Here is a 22,546-nt window from a genome sequence, read left to right on the forward strand (position 1 = left end):
TATTAAGAATCAGAAAATGAACTATTAATTTAAGGAGTAAAAGAGAGCATGGAACCGTTAAAGCATGAATGCGGAGTCGCAATGATACGACTGCTGAAACCGCTGGAATATTATCAGGAAAAGTATGGAACTTGGATGTATGGCTTGAACAAACTGTATTTGCTGATGGAAAAACAACACAACCGTGGACAGGAAGGCGCCGGACTGGCATGTGTCAAACTGGAGGCCAATCCCGGTGAAGAATATATGTTCCGTGAAAGAGCTTTAGGTTCAGGGGCGATAACAGAGATATTCGGTACGGTGCAAAATCATTTCAAGGATTTAGCACCCGAACAATTGCATGATGCCGGATATGCTAAGAAATGCCTTCCTTTTGCCGGAGAGGTGTACATGGGGCACTTGCGCTATTCCACTACCGGAAAAAGCGGTATCTCCTACGTGCATCCGTTCTTGCGTCGTAATAACTGGCGTGCCAAGAATCTGGCATTGTGCGGTAATTTCAACATGACCAATGTGGATGAGATTTTCGCACGTATCACTGCCGACGGCCAGCATCCGCGTAAATATGCCGACACGTATATCATGCTGGAACAAGTGGGCCACCGTTTGGACCGCGAGGTGGAGCGCCTCTATGTGGAATGTGAGAAGGAAGGATTGAAAGGTATGGATATCACTCACGCCATAGAAGACCGCATTGACCTGGGCAATGTCCTCAAGACTTCGAGTAAGGAGTGGGATGGAGGCTATGTGATCTGCGGTATGACCGGTAGCGGAGAGTCTTTTGCGGTGCGCGATCCGTGGGGCATTCGTCCGGCTTTCTGGTACATGGATGATGAAATCATGGTATTGGCATCTGAGCGTCCCGTCATTCAGACTGCCTTGAATGTACCTGCCGGAAGCATCAATGAATTGCAATCGGGGCAGGCCATCCTTATGAGCAAGACAGGAAAGATGCGTCTGGCACAGATCAACCGGGCGAAAGAGAAGAAAGCTTGTTCTTTCGAGCGTATCTATTTCAGCCGGGGAAGCGACGTGGATATTTATAAAGAAAGAAAGCTGCTGGGCGAGAAACTGCTGAATCCTATCTTGAAAGCGATAGACTATGATGTGGAGCATACCGTATTCTCTTTTATACCCAATACGGCGGAAGTGGCTTTCTATGGACTGCTGGAAGGATTCGACAATTATTTGAATGAGCTGAAAGTAAAGAAGATAGAGGCTTTGGGACACAACCCCAACCACGAGGAACTGGAAAAAATCCTGTCTTGGCGTATCCGTAGTGAGAAAGTGGCCATCAAAGATATCAAGCTGCGTACCTTTATTGCCGAAGGCAACAGCCGGAACGACCTGGCCGCCCATGTGTACGATATCACTTACGGCAGTCTGGTACCCCATGTGGATAATCTGGTGATTATTGACGACAGTATCGTCCGGGGTACTACGTTGAGGCAGAGCATTATCGGCATCCTCGACCGCCTGCATCCCAAGAAAATCGTCATTGTCTCTTCTTCGCCACAGGTGCGTTATCCTGATTATTACGGTATTGATATGGCCAGCATGGATCAGTTTATCGCTTTCAAGGCTGCTATCGATTTATTGAAAGAACGGGATATGAAAGATGTGATAGCCCGTGCTTACAACAAATCGAAAGACCAGGTGGGGTTGCCCAAAGAGCAGATGGTGAATTATGTGAAAGAGATTTACGCCCCCTTTACCAACGAGGAGATTGCTGCCAAGATGGTGGAACTTCTCACTCCGAAGGGTACGCAGGCGAAAGTGGAAATTGTTTATCAGACACTGGAAGGATTGCATGAAGCGTGTCCCAACCATACGGGCGACTGGTATTTCAGTGGGGATTATCCTACTCCGGGTGGAGTGAAGCTGGTGAACCAGGCGTTTATAGACTATATAGAAAAAGTATATCAATTCTAAAGAATAACATTCAAGATAGATTAGATGAGAAATGTAACATTGATCCTCGACGACGGGAGCCGTTTCCCGGGCAAGTCGTTCGGTTATGAGAAACCGGTAGCCGGTGAAGTGGTGTTTAATACCGCTATGACCGGTTATCCTGAGAGCTTGACAGACCCTTCATACGCGGGGCAGTTGATGACCTTGACTTACCCGTTGGTCGGTAACTACGGGGTACCTCCCTTTACTATCGAACCCAACGGCTTGGCCACTTTTATGGAAAGTGAACGTATCCATGCCGAAGCGATTATTGTAAGTGATTACAGTGAAGAATACAGTCACTGGAATGCGGAAGAAAGTCTGGCCGACTGGCTGAAGCGTGAGCAAGTGCCGGGCATTACAGGCATCGATACCCGTGAACTGACCAAAGTCCTTCGTGAACATGGGGTAATGATGGGAAAAATCGTATTTGATGATGAACCCGGCAATGTGCCCGAAGCAACGTATGCAGGTATCAATTATGTAGATAAAGTATCGTGCAAGGAAGTGATTCGTTACAATGAAGGTGCAGGTAAGAAGAAAGTGGTGTTGGTGGATTGTGGTGTAAAGACAAATATCATCCGTTGTCTGCTGAAACGGGATGTGGAAGTGATCCGTGTTCCTTGGAACCATGACTTTACAGGGATGGAGTATGACGGATTGTTTATCTCGAACGGCCCGGGTGACCCGGATACTTGTGATGAGGCGGTACAGCATATCCGCAAGGCGATGAGCCTGAGCGACAAGCCTATCTTCGGCATTTGTATGGGGAACCAGTTGCTTTCCAAAGCGGGAGGCGCCACCATCTATAAATTGAAATACGGTCATCGCAGCCATAACCAACCGGTGCGCATGGTAGGAACGGAACGTTGTTTCATTACCAGTCAGAACCACGGTTATGCGGTAGATAATAATACATTGGGAACCGATTGGGAACCGCTGTTCATCAATATGAACGACGGTTCCAACGAGGGAATCAGGCATAAAACCAAACCTTGGTTCTCGGCACAGTTCCATCCGGAAGCTGCATCGGGACCTACGGATACCGAGTTCCTGTTTGATGAGTTTGTGAAGTTGTTATAAACCGTGTATTAAAAAGAACAAGTATGAAAGACGAAATAAAGAAAGTATTATTATTAGGTTCCGGTGCCTTGAAGATTGGCGAGGCCGGAGAGTTCGACTATTCGGGCTCGCAAGCATTGAAAGCCTTGAAGGAGGAAGGGATTGAAACGGTTCTGATCAACCCGAACATTGCTACTGTGCAGACCAGCGAAGGGGTGGCAGACCAGATTTATTTCCTGCCCGTTACTCCTTATTTTGTAGAGAAGGTGATAGAAAAGGAACGTCCGGACGGCGTGCTCCTGTCTTTCGGCGGCCAGACTGCCTTGAACTGTGGGGTGGCACTGTACAAAGCAGGTATTTTCGAAAAATACAATGTCCGTGTGCTGGGTACTCCCGTGCAGGCCATCATGGATACTGAAGACCGTGAATTGTTTGTAGAAAAACTGAATGAAATCAATGTCAAGACCATCAAGAGCGAAGCGGTGGAAAACCTGGAAGATGCCCGTCGCGCCGCTAAAGAATTAGGTTATCCGGTCATTATCCGTGCCGCCTACGCATTGGGTGGTTTGGGCTCAGGTTTCTGTGACAATGAAGAGGAGTTGAATGTTCTGGCTGAAAAGGCCTTCTCTTTCTCGCCGCAGGTATTGGTGGAAAAGAGTTTGAAAGGCTGGAAGGAGGTGGAATATGAAGTGGTCCGTGACCGTTATGATAACTGCATCACTGTATGTAATATGGAAAACTTCGACCCGCTGGGTATCCATACCGGCGAGTCTATCGTGATCGCCCCTTCGCAGACACTAACCAATGCGGAGTATCATAAACTTCGTGAACTGGCTATCCGTATCATTCGCCATATCGGCATTGTGGGCGAATGCAATGTACAGTATGCCTTCGATCCCGAATCGGAAGATTACCGTGTCATTGAGGTCAACGCCCGTCTTTCGCGCTCATCTGCATTGGCTTCCAAAGCGACCGGCTATCCGTTGGCTTTCGTTGCCGCCAAATTAGGTTTGGGATACGGGTTGTTCGATTTGAAAAACTCGGTGACAAAGACCACCAGTGCCTTCTTCGAGCCTGCACTGGACTATGTGGTGTGCAAGATTCCCCGTTGGGACTTGGGCAAGTTCCATGGTGTGGACCGTGAGTTGGGATCATCCATGAAATCGGTGGGTGAGGTAATGGCTATCGGACGTACTTTCGAGGAAGCCATTCAGAAAGGTTTGCGCATGATTGGCCAGGGAATGCACGGCTTCGTAGAGAATAAGGAACTGGTTATAGAAGACGTGGACAAAGCCCTTCGTGAGCCGACGGACAAGCGCATCTTCGTGATCAGCAAAGCCATGCGTGCAGGTTACACGGTAGACCAGATTCATGAGCTGACTAAGATTGACAAATGGTTCTTGCAGAAATTGCAGCACATCATGGATACTTCTAAAGAGATGCACGAATGGGGCAATAACCACAAGCAGATTACCGATATGCCGGACGAGTTGCTCCGCAAGGCGAAAGTGCAGGGATTCTCCGATTTCCAGATAGCCCGTGCCATTGGCTACGAAGGAGATATGGAAGACGGTATTCTGTATGTGCGTAATCATCGCAAGCAGGTGGGAATCCTTCCGGTGGTGAAACAAATCGATACCTTGGCGGCCGAGTACCCTGCACAGACCAACTATCTGTATTTGACGTATAGCGGTGTGGCCAATGATGTGAAGTACTTAGGCGACCATAAATCCATCGTGGTACTGGGTTCGGGCGCTTACCGCATCGGTTCGTCGGTGGAATTTGACTGGTGTGGCGTGCAGGCTTTGCAGACTATCCGTAAGGAGGGTTACCGCAGTGTCATGATTAATTATAATCCCGAAACGGTTTCTACCGACTATGATATGTGCGACCGTCTGTATTTTGACGAACTGACCTTCGAGCGTGTGATGGATATTCTCGAACTGGAGAATCCTCACGGAGTCATTGTATCTACCGGTGGTCAGATTCCCAATAACCTGGCTCTCCGTCTGGATGCGCAAAATGTAAATATCCTCGGTACCAGTGCCAAGAGCATTGACAATGCCGAAGACCGTGATAAATTCTCGGCTATGCTGGACCGCATCGGTGTGGACCAGCCCGAATGGAGTGCATTGACTTCTATGGAAGACATCCATGCCTTTATTGACAAGGTAGGTTTCCCTGTATTGGTGCGTCCCTCGTATGTGCTGAGTGGCGCCGCCATGAATGTCTGCTCCAATCAAGAAGAGTTGGAACGCTTCCTGAAACTGGCTGCCAATGTATCGAAAAAGCATCCGGTAGTGGTGAGCCAGTTCATCGAGCACGCCAAGGAAGTGGAAATGGATGCTGTGGCCCAGAATGGTGAGATTGTGGTATACGCTATCAGTGAGCACATTGAATATGCCGGCGTGCATTCGGGGGATGCTACTATCCAGTTCCCGCCGCAAAAACTGTATGTGGAGACGGTACGTCGCATCAAGCGCATCTCCCGTCAGATAGCCAAGGAATTGAATATCTCCGGTCCGTTCAATATCCAATATCTGGCAAAGGATAACGATATCAAGGTGATTGAATGTAATCTTCGTGCTTCACGCAGCTTCCCGTTCGTCAGCAAAGTGTTGAAGATAAACTTCATCGAACTGGCTACCAAAGTGATGCTCGGACTGCCGGTAGAGAAACCGAACAAGAATCTTTTCGAGTTGGATTATGTGGGTATTAAGGCCAGCCAGTTCTCTTTCAACCGTTTGCAGAAAGCCGATCCGGTATTGGGGGTAGACATGGCCTCTACCGGTGAAGTAGGTTGTATTGGTACGGATACTTCGTGTGCTGTATTGAAGGCTATGCTGTCTGTGGGTTATCGTATTCCGGAAAAGAGCGTGTTGCTTTCTACAGGTAATGCCAAGCAGAAAGCGGATACCTTGGAAGCGGCCCGTATGTTACAGAAGAAAGGTTATAAACTTTATGCCACCGGAGGCTCATCTCACTTCCTGACCGAGAACGGGGTGGAGAATACCCGCGTGTACTGGCCCAGTGAGGAAGGGCAGCCTCAAGCACTGGATATGTTGCACCGGAAAGAGATAGACATGGTAGTCAATATCCCGAAGAACCTGACAGCAGGGGAGTTGGACAATGGATACAAGATCCGTCGTGCCGCCATCGACCTGAATGTGCCTTTGATTACCAATGCCCGTCTGGCAAGCGCGTTTATCAATGCTTTCTGCACCATGACGGTGGATGACATCGCTATCAAGAGCTGGGCGGAATATAAATGATTATAGTGGTTAATGGTTAGTGATTAATGACCTTGCGGAATGACAGCGCAACCCATTAATCACTAACCTTACTAACCACTAATCACTAACTACTATTTACTATCCAGTCTTTGATTTACCAGTATTTCATCTTTTATCTGTAAATCGAAGGTCACATTCTGCTTGGCCTTAAACTTGAGGATAAATAGATCGGTTGTTCCATCAAGAAGCGCTTTATTGCCCAAATTAACAAAAGTAGGATAAAGTGCCTTGTTGCCGTTGCTATGGAGCCTGTCGTAAGTGAGATTCTCCATTTCATTCAGATGGATGAGCTGCACACCTGCAAATTCATACTTCTGTTGGTCGTAGGGTAAAGCAAAACTTAGTGCATTGATTGCTTTCAAATCAATACCTTTCACGCGTACTTCAATTATTTCGTTCTTGCTATAATGACGTTTTGGGGTACTTATTTCCAGCTTCCCGCCTACTTCCGGTGAAGCGTTGGTTTCATCTATTCCACCTTCCAGCTGCGTGGCGACTACAGAGATGTCGTAAGCGTCAATCAATCCGTTCTTGTTGATGTCGCCAACACTGATATAGCCTTCAAAATCAGAATCACCTTTTCTTAAACCCGTATAGTTGGTATAAGAAGTCAGGTCATTGTTATCTATCTTGCCATCGTTGTTGATATCTCCCGGCAGATAGCTTTCCGTTCCCGGAACCTTGAACACATAAAGTTCGCGGCCGGAACCATAATTGCCCGTTCCGTCTGTTACGGATAGTTTGATGTAGCGTGCGTCCGGTCTGTCTTTGAACAGGAATTCTTTCACGTCACTGTTTCGTTTCCATTCAAATTTCCCGGCTTCCGTCCAGTGCTTTTTGTCGAGGCTGTAGCATACGCTGCCTTTCAGTAAAGTACCGTTTCCGACATCTTGGCGTGGCAGGTAATGGAATTTATCCAATTGGTTGATGGTCTTTAAATCCAGAATCATGTCAAACGGTGTGGCTTTGGCTCCGTATTCGGTATGCCATACATCTCCTGTTTCAGCAAAGTCAAACAAGTGGTCTATCTCGAAACCGGGCTGGTCTTTGGCGGTAATTTCTCCCTTGATGCCGCGGATGGCGAATTCCAGCGGGTTGGATTTGGTGGTAGCCTTGAACTCATTCCATTCGGAAACTCCGTCTTTGTTTACGGCGCGTATCTTGAAGGCATAAGTTGTTTCGGCGGAAAGTGCGTCAAACAGCAACTCGGTATCTTTAATCGTGGTGTAAATCATGCCGTCCAGCTCTATTTCGTAGAAATCGGCGTGAGGCACTTTGCTCCAGCTTGGTTTCAGCGTATAAGCTTCTGTGTGTTCGGCTGTCACTTCCGCTTGCGGAGCCGACAGGATGCCTGAAGAGACCCGGTAGGTGTCAGCGGGATCAAAGCGGAATCCTTTGATGACCATGTCAATCTGATTGGCGGTGATATCCGTTGCAGCCAGTTTGACGAGCAACTGGGGGTTCTTGGTAATTGTCACTTTCTCAAACTCACTTCCTTTGGTCGCGAACTTATTCAGATTAGGTGCTGCGTCATAATAGAATGTATTTTCTCCATTCATGAATTGTTTCATAGAGGCAGCCTCTGTCAGTTTTATTTTGCTTTTTCCTATTTTAGCGGAAAGCGCTTTCGGTTTTTCAGTTACATTGATCCTGAATTCGGTTGCTTTCTCCTTTACGAATCCGTCAAAGTTGCCTTGAGTACGGTGTACGGTAATCATGACAGTGCTCTTGGGGGTTACATTTGATTCGATAAAGGTGGTGACTCCCTTTCCGTCTTTGTATGCTTCGGTGATTCCGTCATCGTCATACTCCACGGTCATGGTATGGTTGTGGGGATACATTTCGTAGATGCGTAGCCCTTTGTTTATTTCACCTACATGGTTATTCGGGTTGGCCATAGGGATGATGGCGCCGTTCTTCACGAAAACGGGAAGTTTCCATAAGGGGGTGGCGAAATTGTTGAGTATGCGTCCTCCTTCATATTTCTCTCCGGAGAAATAGTCTATCCATTCACCTTCGGGCAAATAGATTCCATTTCGGATATCATTGCCTTCCGCATCGGCTTGTGTGTTCTGGTAAACGGGGGCTACCAGAAAATCAGTTCCATACATATATTGGTACTGGGTGGCTGTTCCCAGCGTGTACTTATTGGGAAAATCAAGGAACATGGCACGGATCATGGGCAGTCCGTCCACCGCCTCTTTGGCGAAGCTGTAGGCGTATGGCATCAGTTCTGATTTTAGTTTCAGATACATACGGTTGATGGAGGTGGCGGGTTCGCCCAGGGCGTGCGGATATTTTTCGTTTGCTCCCCATCCATCCATGTTTAGTTCCATGGGAGTCCATGTCTTCCACTGGAAGTCGCGTATGTTGACTGCTGCATTCTTACCGCCGAATATGCCGTCCATGTCCGAAGTGATGTTCGGCTGGCCGGACAGTCCCGAACCTATATAAGTGGGGATATGGAAACGGATATATTCCCATTCTCCTCCCGTCTGGTCGCCGCTCCATACACCGGCATAGCGCTGGGTGCCGGCCCAGCCGTCCAGAGAGATGATGAATGGCCGGGTATTATTGCCGTAATAAGGCATGATCTGTCCCACATCTGCTACACCGTTCAGACCGAAGGAGTATCCTGCCCCCACCCATGCTACGTCTGTTTTCAGTACCCGCACTCCGGCGTCTCTCACTTCTTTTACGATGTCGCGTTGCAGCAAGGCACTTATCTCGGGTTTGGGATGAAGGTCGGACTGTGTCCACAAGCCTATTTCCACTCCATTACGGCGGGCATAGTCGCCCAAATCTTTCAGGTTTTGTATATTTCCGTCTAATGTTTCCGTTTGTCCATATCCGGCTCCGTATCCGTCGTTGGGCAGCAGCCATCCTAAAGGCATGTCGTGATTTTTGTAACGGTCTATCACGGCGCGGGCGGAGAATTGATAATTACCCTTCTCACCGTTCAGGGACTCTTTGATGCCACCGTTGTCTTTCTGACTTTCCTTGTAGCGTTTTCCATCCTCGAATAAAATTCCCTTCTCGTCCTCTTTCCAGTAATCGCGGTTGTAAGCGTTCAGGTGTCCTTGATAGAAGCCGAATTTGGGCAATAGGACGGGATTGCCGGTGAGCTGGTAGAAGTCGTTCAATAAAGCGGTCGGGGTATGGCTGACCATACAGAATAAGTCCAGGTAGTCTGTCTCATGGGATAATTTCACGCTTCCTTGTTTCTCGGCTCCAAAATCGTATTTCCCTTTCTTGAAAGTGTACCACAGAATACCGTATCCGTTAGTGGACCAATAGAAAGGAGTAGGGGAAGCTACTCCGCCATCTGTCCAGCTATTCTGGTTTTCGATGGCGATTGCTTTTCCTTTATGTGAGAATCTTCCGTTTTGTACGCCGCCGCCATAGAAATATTCTTCGGGAGTTTCTTTCAAGGTCACCGTCACTCTGTCTTTATCGAACATTACAGGTTCACTTTCTTCCAGTACCACGGATTGTGTGTCCAGGTTGATGACTTTCAGTAAAGAGGTGTTTTTATCCAACTGGATTTTTACTTTTGCCGTACTGATGGTGATCGTTCCGTCCGTGTCTTCCACATTCAGCATCGACAGAGGTATGCGGGGGTTGTCAACAAGAATTTGCGCTTGTGGTGTGGCTTCCGGGGCTCTGATAATACCTCCGGAATTATCTTGGAATAAGCGGAATATGTTTTCCCCGTAAAAGTCCACGGTCATTCGTTGATTGTTCGAGAACAATACATCGACTGTGGTAGGGTTTATTTGTTTTACGCCGATAATTTTAGCATGGGTTTGTACTGTTTCATAAGGCATAGGCGGGTGGGAGGCAGCCCATACGGGGGAAGCTCCCAAAACCAGTGGAATAGCTAGTGTAAGCACAGCTGTTTTCTTCCATCTGGTACTGTTGCAGTTTCTTTTCATAATGACATGGTTTAAAATTAGGTATTTGTTTCATTAAGTGTGTAAAGGTAATCAGTAATGTGGATTAATTCGTCTTTTCTTCCCTAAAAAGGCGGATCTACTCATAAAAAAGAAAAATAGGGTGGGTTTGTTGATGGGGACTCTATATTTTATATCGTTCTATATCAGTTTAAACCGCATACGGAAAATGCCGTCTTTGTAATCGTGGCTTATTATTTTGAATGTACCTATCATGGATGTGTTCTCCACATGCTGTCCTATACAAAGACATTCATCATAATCGCCTACTTTTACAATCCGCACGGTCTCCGAGGCTTCTTTTGGCAAACGCCTCATGTCGAAGCGACCTGTCGCCTCCTCTTGAGAGATAAATTCCATGGTGACGGGCAAATTACTTCGCAAAACTTCGTTTACAGTGTTTTCTATTTTTGCAATATCCGCTTCTTCCGGACATGCTTGCAGGGCAAAATCCAGTTTACTCTTTTTGCGTTCTATGTGGGCTGATACTGCCCGTCCGCATCCGAAAAGATTGATCATTGTTCTGTTTACCACATGCTCCGTGGTATGCATAGGTGCGATTGACGCATCCTGAAATTTGGGGGCTGCCTGGTTTATTTCCATGATAGACAAGTTTTTATTGATTTATAAATAAAAAAAGGAGCAACGCCTTGCTCCAATCTTTGTTAACCTTAAATCTAATACTATGAAAAACACATTACAAAGGTACGGACTTTTCGGAAAATAGCAAATAATCAGACTTGAAAAGTATGCTATATAACATTGTTTAAGATTTGCTTTTCTCGAAAACCTGTTTTTTAAAACTTCTTTTGCGTATCTTTGCAGCCATTATAAAATAGTAGGCGATAGTAAAAAGAAAAAAGATATGGCATTTGAAGCGACGAAGAGAGAGTGGGGCGAGCTTTACGCCTTTTTCCGCTTGTTGGCGGATGGATATGTGTATGCAGGTACGCCTGATGTGAAAAGGAATGAAGCGCAAAAGTTTCCTGTGGCAATGATACAGCGTGAGGAACATGACGGAACACGCCGTTATATTCTGGAGGATGAGGCGACTGTACATGTTTGTGGAGAGAAGATAGACAAGCAGATAGCCCGTGAGGATTTTGCGGCTGTGGCAGAGTTGATTCTTGCGGCCGTCAAAGAGAGTCGCGGGAATGATGTGATGTCTCCCGATGGTGTGGAGGAATTTTTGGATGAAGTCGCCATTTATGATTTGGAGGCAAAGACGGATGACCGTACTGATTTCTATGTTGCTTTTTATAGTATAGAGGCTCCGTTGGTAGGTTTTTGTGTTCGTTCCCGTTTGGGGGCTATGTTCCCGTTGTTGGATGGAGGCCGTACTGCCAACTTGAAGTTTGAGCAGACAGGCGTTAAGTTCGCTACTCCTACTATAAATAAAATTAATGCTTTTGGTGAAGAAGACGATGTGGCAGGGCGTATGCTGATGATAGAACGTCTGGGAGGAGTCTTGAAATATAATGATGTGGCCGATAAGGTGTTCCGTAGTAATCTCTGCATGATAGATCTTCATTTTCCCCGTATGTTGGGCGAGATGTTGCGTGTCATGCATTTGGATGGCATATCCAGAATCAGTGATCTGACAGAAGCGGTCGAGCAAATCAATCCATTGAAAATAAAGGATGAGTTGATCCATAAACATGGCTATTATGAATACAAGATGAAGCAGTTCCTTATGGCTCTGGCTTTGGGGATGCGTCCTGCCAAGATCTTTAATGGAGCGGATTCTGCCATTTCCGGTTTTCTGCTTGTAGATGGTAGCGGGGAGGTGCTTTGCTATCAGAAAGCCGACCGTCAGACCTTTGCCGATTTTCTGTTTGCTAACTCCCGGTTTGAGAAGAGTTCTACTGAAAAAGATAAGTACGGATACTTGGAACGTGAGAACGGAGCCTGCTATTTTAAACTGAACTTGAGAATCGGTCTGTTGAAGAGATAGGACAATGAGCTAATTTGTACCTTCCTGAAGGTAAAATGTTTTTGCCACAGATTACACAGATTGAAATCCAATTAATTGATTGTTGCAATCAATCTTTGTATTAATCTGAGTAATCTGTAGTGAGAAACTATAGCTTGAATTTCAGAATTTTTCCACTCATTCCATCCAGTAAAACGGGAGTTGTCTTATCCGGCATAAGCGTCAGCTTCTCTGTGTTTTCGGTCAGCAACTCGGTTGCCTCATATTCTCCATAACGATGGATGCCTAAATAATCAAACGCATGTTGCGGAATATTGACGGCTGAACGTGCTGGTATGGAGTCAAAGTTGACCATAATTAATATCAGTTCGTTTTCCTGTTTTCGTAAAAAGGCGTATTGCTTATGTTCGTTGAACACCCATCCGGCCAGATTGGCATAGGTCAAGTCAAAGAACACACCTTCCCGTATGGCTTTTTCACTGTTGCATATATTCAGCAGACGGGTATAGAATTGTTTCAACTGCTTTTCATCCTCATTCAGAAATTTATTGTCAAACTTGCCCCCGTTGCGCCAGCGGCGTATGCTGTCCACGCTCCAGTAATCGAAAATAGTGGTTCTTCCGTCACGTCCGCTGAAACCTTCCGTATCCATGCCATGTTCTCCCAGTTCTTGTCCGAAGTAAATCATGACGGGATTGGTATTCATGCAGGCTGATACAATCATTGCGGGTATGGCCTTTGAGCCGTTTCCGGCAAAGTAATCGGAAGCTATGCGCTGCTCATCATGATTTTCCAGAAAGTTGAGCATTCGTTTTTCGATGCCGCCCAGGCTTTGCCAGCGTTGTGGAATAGCGGTTGCTGATTCCCATCCACAGGTAATGGCGCGCAGCGTATCATACAGACCTACCTTGTCATATAAATAGTCGAATTTGCCATTGAACAGATAATTCCGGTATTCTCCCGGATTATAGACCTCGGCGATGAAAATCAGTTCCGGATGTTCGGCTTTGATTTGCGGAATCACCCATCCCCAAAATTCTACAGGAACCATTTCTGCCATATCACAGCGGAAACCGTCAATGCCTTTAGCAGACCAGAACAGCAGGATGTCACGCATCTTCACCCATGTGTCCGGAATCGGATCGAAGTGGCGGCTATGACCGTTCATGTAGTCTATGCCATAATTCAGTTTCACCGTTTCATACCAGTCATTGGAGTTGGGCCATGCGTCGAAACGGTCGTTGCCGGTTGCTTTTGCCGGAAATTCTATGTAAGGTTCCGCTGCGCCACGGTGCAGGTCGATACTGCCTTCCAGCTTTGTATCCGGAATATAATAGAAATTATTGTTAGGGCTGAAAGCCCTTGTCACATCATCTTTCTCGCCCAGATCGGTCACTCCTTCAGGCTTGGCGTCCGAACCATACTGGCGGGCCACATGGTTGGGGACAAAGTCGATGATGACTTTCAATCCGGCTTTGTGGCTTCGTTTTACCAGATTCTCGAACTCTTTCATACGGTCCGGAATACTGGTTGCCAAGTCAGGATCTACATCATAATAATCCTTGATGGCATACGGTGATCCGGCCTTTCCTTTGACTACTGCGGGATGATCGGGTTTGATGCCATAGCGGGTATAATTGGTTTGTGTGGCATGTTCAATGACACCTGTATACCAAATATGTGTAGCACCCAGTGCTTTGATCTCGCCTAAAGCCTTTGTCGTGAAATCAGCCATTTTGCCACAGCCGTTTTCTTCTAATGAACCATTAGGTTTGCAACGCAGGTTATTGTTCCCGAATAAACGGGTGAATACCTGATAGATAATGATTTTTTCTTGTGTATCCATTTTATTTTTTGTTTATCTCCAAATTGTTCCATTCTTCAGAAGCAGTCTGTCCAGGAGTGTTGTCGCTGTATTGTATCCTTTTTCGAATATCTCCTCGGCTCTTTCCAGTTCCCTGTTGCTGTATTCTTCCAGTCCGTATGATTCGATCAACAAATCTGCAGTTCCTTTTTGAGGCAGCGTGTTGGCCTGGAAAATAAAATGATAGGCTCTGAGTGCGATGCTCACCACATTCTTGTTGTATTCATCTGCTACCAGCGGATCTACATTGAGCGCTATCACTTTCTCGCATTCTTTGCGGATGGGGCTTACCGGAAGGTTCATCAGGATTCCTCCATCCACATAATATGTGTTGTTGATGCGTATGGGGGCAAATAAGATAGGCATGCAGCAGGAAGCAGCCAGTCTTTCGGCTATTTTTCCTTTTCTAAAGGAAACAATGCGTCCGTGATCCAGGTCTGTGGCAGTAATAACAGTGGGGGTTTTTAATTCTTCTATCGTTTTCGATTCCAGATTGCTGTTTAGGAAATCAATGAAACTGTCCAATTTCAGCAGACCTTGTTTGTTGATAGAGAAAGTGGTCAGCTCTTTGAATGAATGGTGCTCGAAAAGTTCAATAATTTGATAAGGTTCTTTGCCGTCGGCATAAAAAACAGCGGCAAGAGCACCCGCACTTACTCCGGAAAGTATTTCCGGCCTGATGCCATGTTCGTGCAAAGCCTGCATAATTCCCAAATGGGCAAATCCTTTTATAAATCCTCCGCTCAGGGCATAACCAATGTTATATTTAAATTCATTCATAGCGTAATCCCGTTTAGTTACCGACAAACTTACAATTTTTTTGTGAAATACCATAGAAAAAGACGGGCTTTATCAGATTCACCAAAGATTATACAGGTTTATACAGATTGGATTTTATGGAAAACAAGAACGCAGACTGACACGAAAGATTTTGGAGAAGAATCAGTGTCAGTCTGCGTTCTGTTGTTATTCCACATATCATCCAGATCATCAATCAGTGAGATTTGTGGTGATTATGGATTGTTTATCAAGCAATTCCATGTGCGTTGACCGATCCGTCAATTTTCTTGATCAGTCCTTGCAGCACAGCACCTGGTCCACATTCGGTAAAGTCATCGGCACCATCGGCAACCATATTCTTTACTGTCTGAGTCCAGCGTACGGAAGCAGTGAGCTGAGCCACCAGATTTGCTTTGATTTCAGCAGGATCTGTGTGAGGCAAAGCGTCCACATTCTGATATACAGGGCATTTCGGAATATGAATTTCTGTTGCGTTGATAGCAGTTTCCAGTTCCACTTTGGCAGGGTTCATCAGCGGAGAGTGGAAAGCGCCTCCCACTTTCAGCGGCAGGGCGCGTTTGGCTCCGGCAGCTTTCATTTGCTCGCAAGCCTTATTGATTCCTTCAATAGAACCTGAGATCACAATTTGTCCCGGGCAGTTATAATTGGCAGCCACTACTACTTCGCCTTCTTTGGAAACCGCTTCACAAATTTCCTCCACCTTTTCGTCTGGCAAGGCGATAATGGCAGCCATGGTAGAGGGTTGTGCCTCACAAGCTTTCTGCATGGCCATAGCACGTGCATAGACCAGTTTCAGACCGTCCTCGAAAGACAATGCTCCGGCTGCAACCAATGCGGAAAATTCACCCAATGAGTGTCCTGCTGTCATTTCGGGCTTGAAGTCGTCGCCCATGCAAAGAGCTGAAATGACCGAGTGCAGAAAAACGGCAGGTTGAGTTACCTTAGTCTGGCGCAAGTCTTCGTCAGTACCTTCAAACATGATGTCTGTGATGCGGTATCCTAAAATGTCGTTTGCTTTTTCAAAAAGTTCTTTGGCTAAAGCCGAGTTTTCGTACAGGTCTTTACCCATACCTACAAACTGTGCTCCCTGTCCGGGGAATACAAATGCTTTCATATTTTTCCTATTTTGGTTTAAAAACGTTGCAAAGTTAATTATTTCTTCCGGAACTACGGAATAATAATGAGGCAATTTGCGAATAGGCTGCGTTATGTACCGCATGGTAATTAGCATATTATCGTATTATTTTCATCGGGACAGGGGCGTAGAAGTGGTTCAGCGGGCCGTGTCCTTCTCCTATATGTATGTCTTTCCCGGCATGGATGCCTCCGGTGACGTATGCTTTTGCATGTTCTACTGCCTGCGGCATATCATATCCCAATGCCAGAAATGTAGCGATGGCGGAAGAAAGAGTACAGCCTGTTCCGTGTGTATTCTTGCTTTCTATTTTGTCTGAAACAAAGAGATGAGGTTTTTCTTCTCCGGCTATCTGTAATACATCACACATCTTACCTCCCTCCAGGTGCCCTCCTTTTAGCAAAGCGGCTCCGCAGCCATATTTTAATAACTCCGGTGCGGCAATCTTCATTTTTTCTACATTGTCCATACGGTGTCCTGTCAATACTTCCGCCTCACTCAGATTAGGCGTAATCAGGCTGGACAGGGGCATCAGTTCCTGGGTCAGTGCGTTGATGGCATCTTCTTCTATCAGCCGGTGTCCGCTGGTCGATATCATAACCGGATCGAATACAACGAAACGGGGTTGATATTTACGGAGGCAGGAGGCTATGACTTTAACTATTTCCACATCATTAATCATGCCTATCTTGACAGCATCCGGACGGATGTCCTCCATTACGGCTTCTATCTGTCCACGCACATATACCGGTGGTATGGGATGTATGGCACGTACTCCCAACGTGTTTTGTACGGTGATTGCGGTAATGGCTGTCGCAGCATAACCACCCAGGGCAGAGATTGCTTTCAAGTCGGCCTGTATGCCGGCTCCTCCACTGCAATCGGAACCTGCTATACTTAATATACAAGGATATTTTTTCATATAAATCTCTTTTTGATAAAGTATTTGCAAAGATAATGAATAATCTTGTTTTAAATGTTTGCACAAGTGAAGGGAATCAATTATTTTTGCTAAACATTAAATAACGTAAAAGTAAGGGGGAATGAAAAGAATCCTAGTAACGGGAGGCGCAGGATTTATAGGGTCACATCTATGTACTCGCCTGATAAAGGAAGGTAATATCGTTATATGTTTAGATAACTTTTTTACAGGGAGTAAAGAGAATATCAGCCATCTGACCGGGCATCCGCGCTTTGAACTGATAGAACACGATATAATCAATCCGTTTTGGACGGATGTGGACGAGATATACAATCTGGCATGTCCCGCTTCTCCTATACATTATCAGCATGATGCTATTAAAACAGCGAAGACGGCTGTCTTCGGTACATTCAATATGTTGGGGCTGGCAAAGCGTAATAGGGCGAAAATACTTCAAGCCTCTACCAGTGAGGTATATGGAGACCCGTTGTCGCATCCCCAAAGGGAAGGGGACTGGGGAAATGTCAATCCGATAGGCTACCGCTCTTGTTATGACGAAGGAAAGCGCTGTGCCGAGACTTTGTGTATGGATTATTACCGGCAACATGGCGTCCGAGTAAAAATTATCCGCATATTCAATACGTATGGTCCTAATATGTTGCCCGATGACGGTCGTGTGATTTCTAATTTTGTGGTGCAGGCGTTGCAGGACAAGGATATTACCATTTATGGAGACGGAAAGCAGACACGCAGCTTTCAGTATATAGATGATTTGGTGGAGGGAATGATACGTATGATGGCTACGGAAGACCATTTCACAGGACCGGTGAATATAGGAAATCCTTGTGAATTTTCCATTTTTGAACTGGCCCGGAAGGTGCTGGAACTGACTGGTTCTTATTCTGACATTATTTTCAAACCTTTGCCTCATGATGATCCTCGTCAGCGCAGACCGGATATCACCCTGGCAAAGGAAAAACTGGCTTGGGAGCCTCATGTCCATCTGGAGGTGGGACTGATGAAAGTGATTGATTATTTTAAGAGTGTTCTAGCTAAATAATATATGCCTATGACATCGGATGTAAATGTAGTAATAAAGCATTCTGAATATACTGTTTTGGTTGTGGACGATGTAGTTTCTAATGTTTTGCTGCTGAGAGTGCTGTTGGCAAACGAGAAGTTTAAGGTGGTAACTGCCAGTAATGGAAAGGAGGCTTTATCTCAAGCGGTCAATGCCTGCCCTGATTTGATTTTATTAGATGTCATGATGCCCGAGATGAATGGTTTTGAAGTTGCTGAGCGACTGAAAGCCGATCCTGAAACGCAGCATATTCCTATTATATTCCTGACCGCTTTGAATACCACTGCTGATATCGTGAAGGGCTTCAAGGTGGGAGCCAATGATTTTATATCCAAACCTTTTAATAAGGAAGAACTTGTGATTCGTGTGACTCATCAGATATCTTTGATTGCCGCCAAGCGGATCATCACGAAGCAGACGGAAGAACTGCGTAAGACTATCATGGGGCGCGACAAGTTGTATTCTGTCATTGCACATGACTTGCGCTCGCCTATGGGGTCCATTAAGATGGTGCTCAATATGTTGATACTTAGTTTGCCGCCCGAACAGATCGGTAAGGAGATGTATGATATGCTGAGCATGGCCAATCAAAGTACGGAGGATGTTTTCTCCTTATTGGATAATTTATTGAAATGGACTAAAAGCCAGATAGGTAAACTGAATGTAGTTTATCAGGATTTTGATATTGTAGGGAATATTGCTTCGGTTATCGAGATTTTCAATCTGGTAGCCGGTATGAAGAATATAAAAGTGAACTTTCCAGTGTATGAGAAGATTGAGGTACATGCCGATATAGATATGATGAAGACCATCTTGCGTAATCTTCTCAGCAATGCCATCAAGTTTAGCTATAATGATTCCGAGATTTTGGTCAATGCCGGGATAGAGGGGGATAAAGTCATAGTCAGTGTAAAAGATGCTGGAAAAGGTATGAGTGAGGAAGACCAAAAGAAATTATTGAATACGGAAACTCATTTCAGCAAATACGGAACGAATAATGAGGAAGGCTCCGGATTAGGCTTGTTGCTATGTCAGGATTTCGCTGTCAAGAACGGCGGGCGTTTATGGTTTGAGTCTGAAGAGGGGAAAGGTTCCACTTTCTTCTTCTCGGTAGCGTTGAAGAAGTAAGTGATTCATCAAAGTCCCACCTCCAGACATACTGGGTTATGGTCACTCATATCATAAGGAATCACCTTGTATTTTATACCTTCTAATAAGGAGGAATGAAACAGGTAGTCTATCCGCAGTAAATGGTGAAAGCCCCGGAAAGTAGCTCCGTACCCTTCTCCAGCAGTATGGAATCCGTCCTCCAGTCCACTTTTCAGAGTTTCGTAAGTAAAAGTTCCTGGAGGATCATTGAAGTCACCGCATACGATCAGGGGATATTCTGTGGCATTGATCAGCGAACTGATTAGTCCGGACTGTCCGGCGCGTCTGACGGTATTTTCCCGAAAATTGTCGGAATAGTCCAAATAAATGGCTTTTTCCTGTTCCGCATCCTGTGCCCCCCGGGCCTGCGCTGCTTTGGATCGCATCCTGTCAAAGCTGGTAGTCTGCATGTGCACGTTGATGATGCGTATCGTCATGCCCTTTACATCCAGGTCGGCCCAGATGGCTCCGTTGTTACTGTTCGGAAATTCTACTGTTTGCGATTGTTTGATGGGGTATCGGCTGTAAATAGCCAGGCTCAGTTCTTTGGGAATAAATGAGTAAGGGAATGTTTTAGCATACGTATCCTGCAAGTCCTGCTCCGTAAAGTCCCCATTGCCTCTGTATTCTTGAAAACAAAGTACATCCGCTTCCTCTTTGTTCATCATCTCGGCAAACTCTTTGGCGGAGAATCCCGTGATTTCATTTCCAAACGAGTGGACATTATAAGTCACTACTTTCAGTCTGTTCTCATTGGCATATTTGGTTGGGTTATAAATCTGATACATGGAAGTGATGTATCCGTAGTTTACCATCAGGCTGGTCAACGGAATCCATAACCAATACCGGAGTCTGATGAGCCAGTAAATGAATAATATCGCATTGGTTGCCACTAGTATGGGTTTGCTTAAAGCAACGTATGCGGCAAACATGTTCTCCGCTGGATTTATTTTTCCTGAGAAATAAGCGAAGATGGAAAGTCCCAAAATGAAGAATGTGAACAGGATAGATAAAAAATAGGCAAACTTATATACGGCTAACCTTCCCATAAATTACTTTTGTTTTAGATATTTGTTGATAGTCGTTTTCAGTAAATCGGCAGATACTGGTTTGGTTATAAACTCATTGCATCCGCTTTCTATGGCAGCTACTTTGTCTTTTTCGTACGCATACGCGCTCACGGCAATGACAGGCACGTCGGCAGACATTTCCCGTATGGCCTTTGTGGCGTCCAGACCATTGATGTTAGGCATTTTTATATCCATCAAAATCAAGTCGGGTTTGTATTGTTCATAGTACATGATAGCCTCCATGCCGTCATGTGCATGTACCAGCCTATACATTTTTCCGATTATTGCCGCTATTAAGTCATAGTTGCTTTGGTAGTCTTCTGCCACTAGGATGGTCGCTTTCTGGAGGAAAGCCTTGTTCTTGTCTTTGGCGGAGGCCGATGTCTGTTTTTCTTCCTGTTTCATTTTCCCGTTTACCGAGATGTAGGGTAGTGTAAAAGTGAATGTAGTTCCAACCTCTATTTGTGACCGGACGGCTATTTTTCCTCCTAATTTTTCTACAATGATCTTGCTGATGGAAAGCCCCAATCCTGTGCCTTGCACTTGGTTGTTGGCCATGATGAAACGGTCGAAAATCTTGTCTATTTTGTCATCGGAAATACCGCTTCCGGTATCGGTTACGTGGAATACAATCTCTTCCCCAGCTAATTTATATCCAAAACTGATTGAACCTTTGACAGTGAATTTCGTGGCATTACCTATCAGATTGGAGAAAACCTGAAATAAACGGTTTCTGTCTGTCGAGATTACCAGTGACGGATCGGACTCCTCTAAAATCAGCTCCACTCCGGGCTGGCATCTGAAGCTATATGTGTTTTTTACATCCTCACATAAGGTATGAAGGTATACGGGTGCATAGTTGAATTCCATTATACCCAATTCAATCTTCGATAAGTCCAGAATCTCGTTGATAAGTTCCTGCAAGCGCATGTTGTTTTTCTCCACAATATCGTAATATTGCAGTCTTTCCTCGGCATTCTCCGTTTCGGCTATGATGCGTGAGAATCCCAGAATGGCATTCAGTGGTGTACGGATTTCATGGCTCATATTGGCCAGAAAAGCGGATTTCAGTTGGTTGGAGCGTTCTGCTTTCCAGACAATCTCGGATGTATTCTGTATATATCCTTCCAATATGGTTTTTTGCATATATACCTCTTTATGATATGCTTTAATTCTCATATTGATGGTCTTTCCAGCTATGAGGAGTTTATAGTTTATGGTATTGACGGCATCTTTTTCATCCAGGTTTTCTTCCAGCCATTGACTGAAACGGTCCTTGTCGTCTGGATGTATGTAGTTTATGTATTCGTCTATAGAAATGTCTTTTACCTCTTCGTCATTGCAGAATATCCGGGTATATCCCGAGTAGTTGATGAGCCGTGTGGACGAGTCGTAAGCCCATAACCCTATGCTTGCGGCCTTTTCTATCTCGCACAAATCTTTTTGTTTCTTTTCCAGTTTCAGTCTGACTACACTCCGGCCTGTGATATCCCTGTATTGGAAAATAAAATGTTCTTTGTCATACCTGCTGATGATGCATTTGTAGTATTTCACATCATCTTCCAATATTAGTTTGTAATTCCGTGCGGAAGGCTTGCTTCCCGCCCGTACCTTGGCAAATTCCAGGTACATTTCCCGGGCGGTCTCTACGGGGAAATAAGAGAAAATATTTTCTCCTATAATATCCTGTTCTTTTATAAAAAAATCGGCTGTATTAGCCTTAAAGTCTAAACAGGTGCCGTCTTTATATACGAAAAACATCGTATCAGCCGTAATCTCTAGAATTTGGTCTGCATATTGCTTATCGTGCAATATATTACTTGGAATGTTCATATTAATAGTATGATTCTCAATATACTGTTTCTCTTCGCGAATTTAGATGCGTGATATTGATCACTGACAGCAAATATACAAAAAAAATATTGTTTATATCATTTTATATCGTAAATTTGCAAGGTAATCAATAAAAAGAAGACATGAAAAAGATTTTGGTAGCTGAAGATACGGAAAGTAATTACCTTTTATTATCTATCATATTAAGAAAGGAGTATGAAGTTTGTCGTGCCCATGATGGGCAAGAGGCTGTTGAGAAGTTTGAGGAGTACCAGCCCGATATGATTTTAATGGATATAAAGATGCCTGTTATGGACGGATTGGAAGCCACCAGACAAATTCGCCGGAAAGGAGGGAGGCTTCCTATTATAGCCCTTACCGCCAATGCATACGATAGTGACCGTGACAAGGCTTTTAAAGCCGGATGTGATGACTATATGGCCAAGCCGATTATGGCTCCCGTTTTGCATGAGATGATAAAAAAACATTTTAGTGAGTAA

15 protein-coding genes are annotated in these 22,546 nt (G+C 45.2%); 7 read left to right on the forward strand and 8 right to left on the reverse strand.

Annotation, left to right across the window (positions count from 1 at the left end):
• Positions 1 to 48 precede the first annotated feature (48 nt).
• The 3 genes from ACYQ0C_RS08535 to carB are packed head-to-tail and all read left to right on the forward strand — an operon-like array spanning position 49 to position 6,284.
• Entirely contained in the window at positions 49 to 1,932 is a 1,884-nt protein-coding gene (locus ACYQ0C_RS08535; protein ID WP_016276366.1) for an amidophosphoribosyltransferase, read from the forward strand.
• A 24-nt stretch (positions 1,933 to 1,956) separates the two neighbouring features.
• Positions 1,957 to 3,033 (forward strand): glutamine-hydrolyzing carbamoyl-phosphate synthase small subunit, encoded by a 1,077-nt coding sequence (carA, locus tag ACYQ0C_RS08540; RefSeq protein ID WP_016276367.1) that lies wholly within the window; start codon positions 1,957 to 1,959, stop codon positions 3,031 to 3,033.
• 23 nt (positions 3,034 to 3,056) lie between these two features.
• Positions 3,057 to 6,284 carry a carbamoyl-phosphate synthase (glutamine-hydrolyzing) large subunit gene (gene carB, locus ACYQ0C_RS08545; RefSeq protein WP_016276368.1) on the forward strand — a complete coding sequence of 1,076 codons (3,228 nt, stop codon included), beginning with the start codon at positions 3,057 to 3,059 and terminating at the stop codon, positions 6,282 to 6,284.
• Positions 6,285 to 6,376: 92 nt separating this feature from the next.
• On the opposite strand, the gene ACYQ0C_RS08550 is transcribed toward carB, so the two are convergent.
• Positions 6,377 to 10,240, reverse strand: a complete 3,864-nt coding sequence (locus ACYQ0C_RS08550) for a TIM-barrel domain-containing protein (protein WP_016276369.1) — start codon at positions 10,238 to 10,240, stop codon at positions 6,377 to 6,379.
• Between the two features lie 159 nt (positions 10,241 to 10,399).
• A complete protein-coding gene (locus ACYQ0C_RS08555) occupies positions 10,400 to 10,861 on the reverse strand; it encodes an alanyl-tRNA editing protein (RefSeq protein ID WP_016276370.1) in 462 nt (153 codons plus the stop codon).
• 262 nt (positions 10,862 to 11,123) lie between these two features.
• Between ACYQ0C_RS08555 and ACYQ0C_RS08560 the strand changes: the two genes are divergently transcribed.
• Positions 11,124 to 12,212 carry an HpaII family restriction endonuclease gene (locus tag ACYQ0C_RS08560; RefSeq protein WP_016276371.1) on the forward strand — a complete coding sequence of 363 codons (1,089 nt, stop codon included), beginning with the start codon at positions 11,124 to 11,126 and terminating at the stop codon, positions 12,210 to 12,212.
• A 127-nt stretch (positions 12,213 to 12,339) separates the two neighbouring features.
• Here ACYQ0C_RS08560 and ACYQ0C_RS08565 read toward each other — a convergent pair whose 3' ends face one another.
• The 4 genes from ACYQ0C_RS08565 to thiD form a co-directional block, all read right to left on the reverse strand.
• Positions 12,340 to 14,037: an alpha-amylase family protein gene (locus ACYQ0C_RS08565; RefSeq protein ID WP_016276372.1), complete on the reverse strand. Its 1,698-nt coding sequence runs from the start codon at positions 14,035 to 14,037 to the stop codon at positions 12,340 to 12,342.
• Between the two features lie 12 nt (positions 14,038 to 14,049).
• Complete coding sequence (locus tag ACYQ0C_RS08570; RefSeq protein WP_025077015.1) at positions 14,050 to 14,835, reverse strand: patatin-like phospholipase family protein; 786 nt, start codon at positions 14,833 to 14,835, stop codon at positions 14,050 to 14,052.
• 247 nt (positions 14,836 to 15,082) lie between these two features.
• Complete coding sequence (fabD, locus tag ACYQ0C_RS08575) at positions 15,083 to 15,970, reverse strand: ACP S-malonyltransferase (RefSeq protein ID WP_025019133.1); 888 nt, start codon at positions 15,968 to 15,970, stop codon at positions 15,083 to 15,085.
• A 118-nt stretch (positions 15,971 to 16,088) separates the two neighbouring features.
• Positions 16,089 to 16,913, reverse strand: a complete 825-nt coding sequence (gene thiD / locus ACYQ0C_RS08580) for a bifunctional hydroxymethylpyrimidine kinase/phosphomethylpyrimidine kinase (RefSeq protein ID WP_016276375.1) — start codon at positions 16,911 to 16,913, stop codon at positions 16,089 to 16,091.
• A gap of 121 nt (positions 16,914 to 17,034) precedes the next feature.
• Between thiD and ACYQ0C_RS08585 the strand changes: the two genes are divergently transcribed.
• Both ACYQ0C_RS08585 and ACYQ0C_RS08590 read left to right on the forward strand, forming a co-directional pair.
• A complete protein-coding gene (locus ACYQ0C_RS08585) occupies positions 17,035 to 17,973 on the forward strand; it encodes a UDP-glucuronic acid decarboxylase family protein (RefSeq protein WP_016276376.1) in 939 nt (312 codons plus the stop codon).
• Positions 17,974 to 17,982: 9 nt separating this feature from the next.
• Positions 17,983 to 19,122 carry an ATP-binding response regulator gene (locus ACYQ0C_RS08590; RefSeq protein WP_016276377.1) on the forward strand — a complete coding sequence of 380 codons (1,140 nt, stop codon included), beginning with the start codon at positions 17,983 to 17,985 and terminating at the stop codon, positions 19,120 to 19,122.
• Positions 19,123 to 19,130: 8 nt separating this feature from the next.
• Here the strand turns inward: ACYQ0C_RS08590 and ACYQ0C_RS08595 are convergent, their stop codons facing one another.
• The gene (locus ACYQ0C_RS08595; protein ID WP_016276378.1) at positions 19,131 to 20,192 is read right to left on the reverse strand and encodes an endonuclease/exonuclease/phosphatase family protein; all 1,062 of its coding nucleotides are present in this window, start codon (positions 20,190 to 20,192) and stop codon (positions 19,131 to 19,133) included.
• A gap of 3 nt (positions 20,193 to 20,195) precedes the next feature.
• A complete protein-coding gene (locus ACYQ0C_RS08600) occupies positions 20,196 to 22,046 on the reverse strand; it encodes a PAS domain-containing hybrid sensor histidine kinase/response regulator (RefSeq protein ID WP_016276379.1) in 1,851 nt (616 codons plus the stop codon).
• Between the two features lie 143 nt (positions 22,047 to 22,189).
• Here ACYQ0C_RS08600 and ACYQ0C_RS08605 point away from each other — a divergent pair, with 143 nt between their 5' ends.
• Positions 22,190 to 22,546, forward strand: a complete 357-nt coding sequence (locus ACYQ0C_RS08605; RefSeq protein ID WP_016276380.1) for a response regulator — start codon at positions 22,190 to 22,192, stop codon at positions 22,544 to 22,546.

The organism is Phocaeicola sartorii JCM 17136 = DSM 21941 (assembly GCF_054653615.1).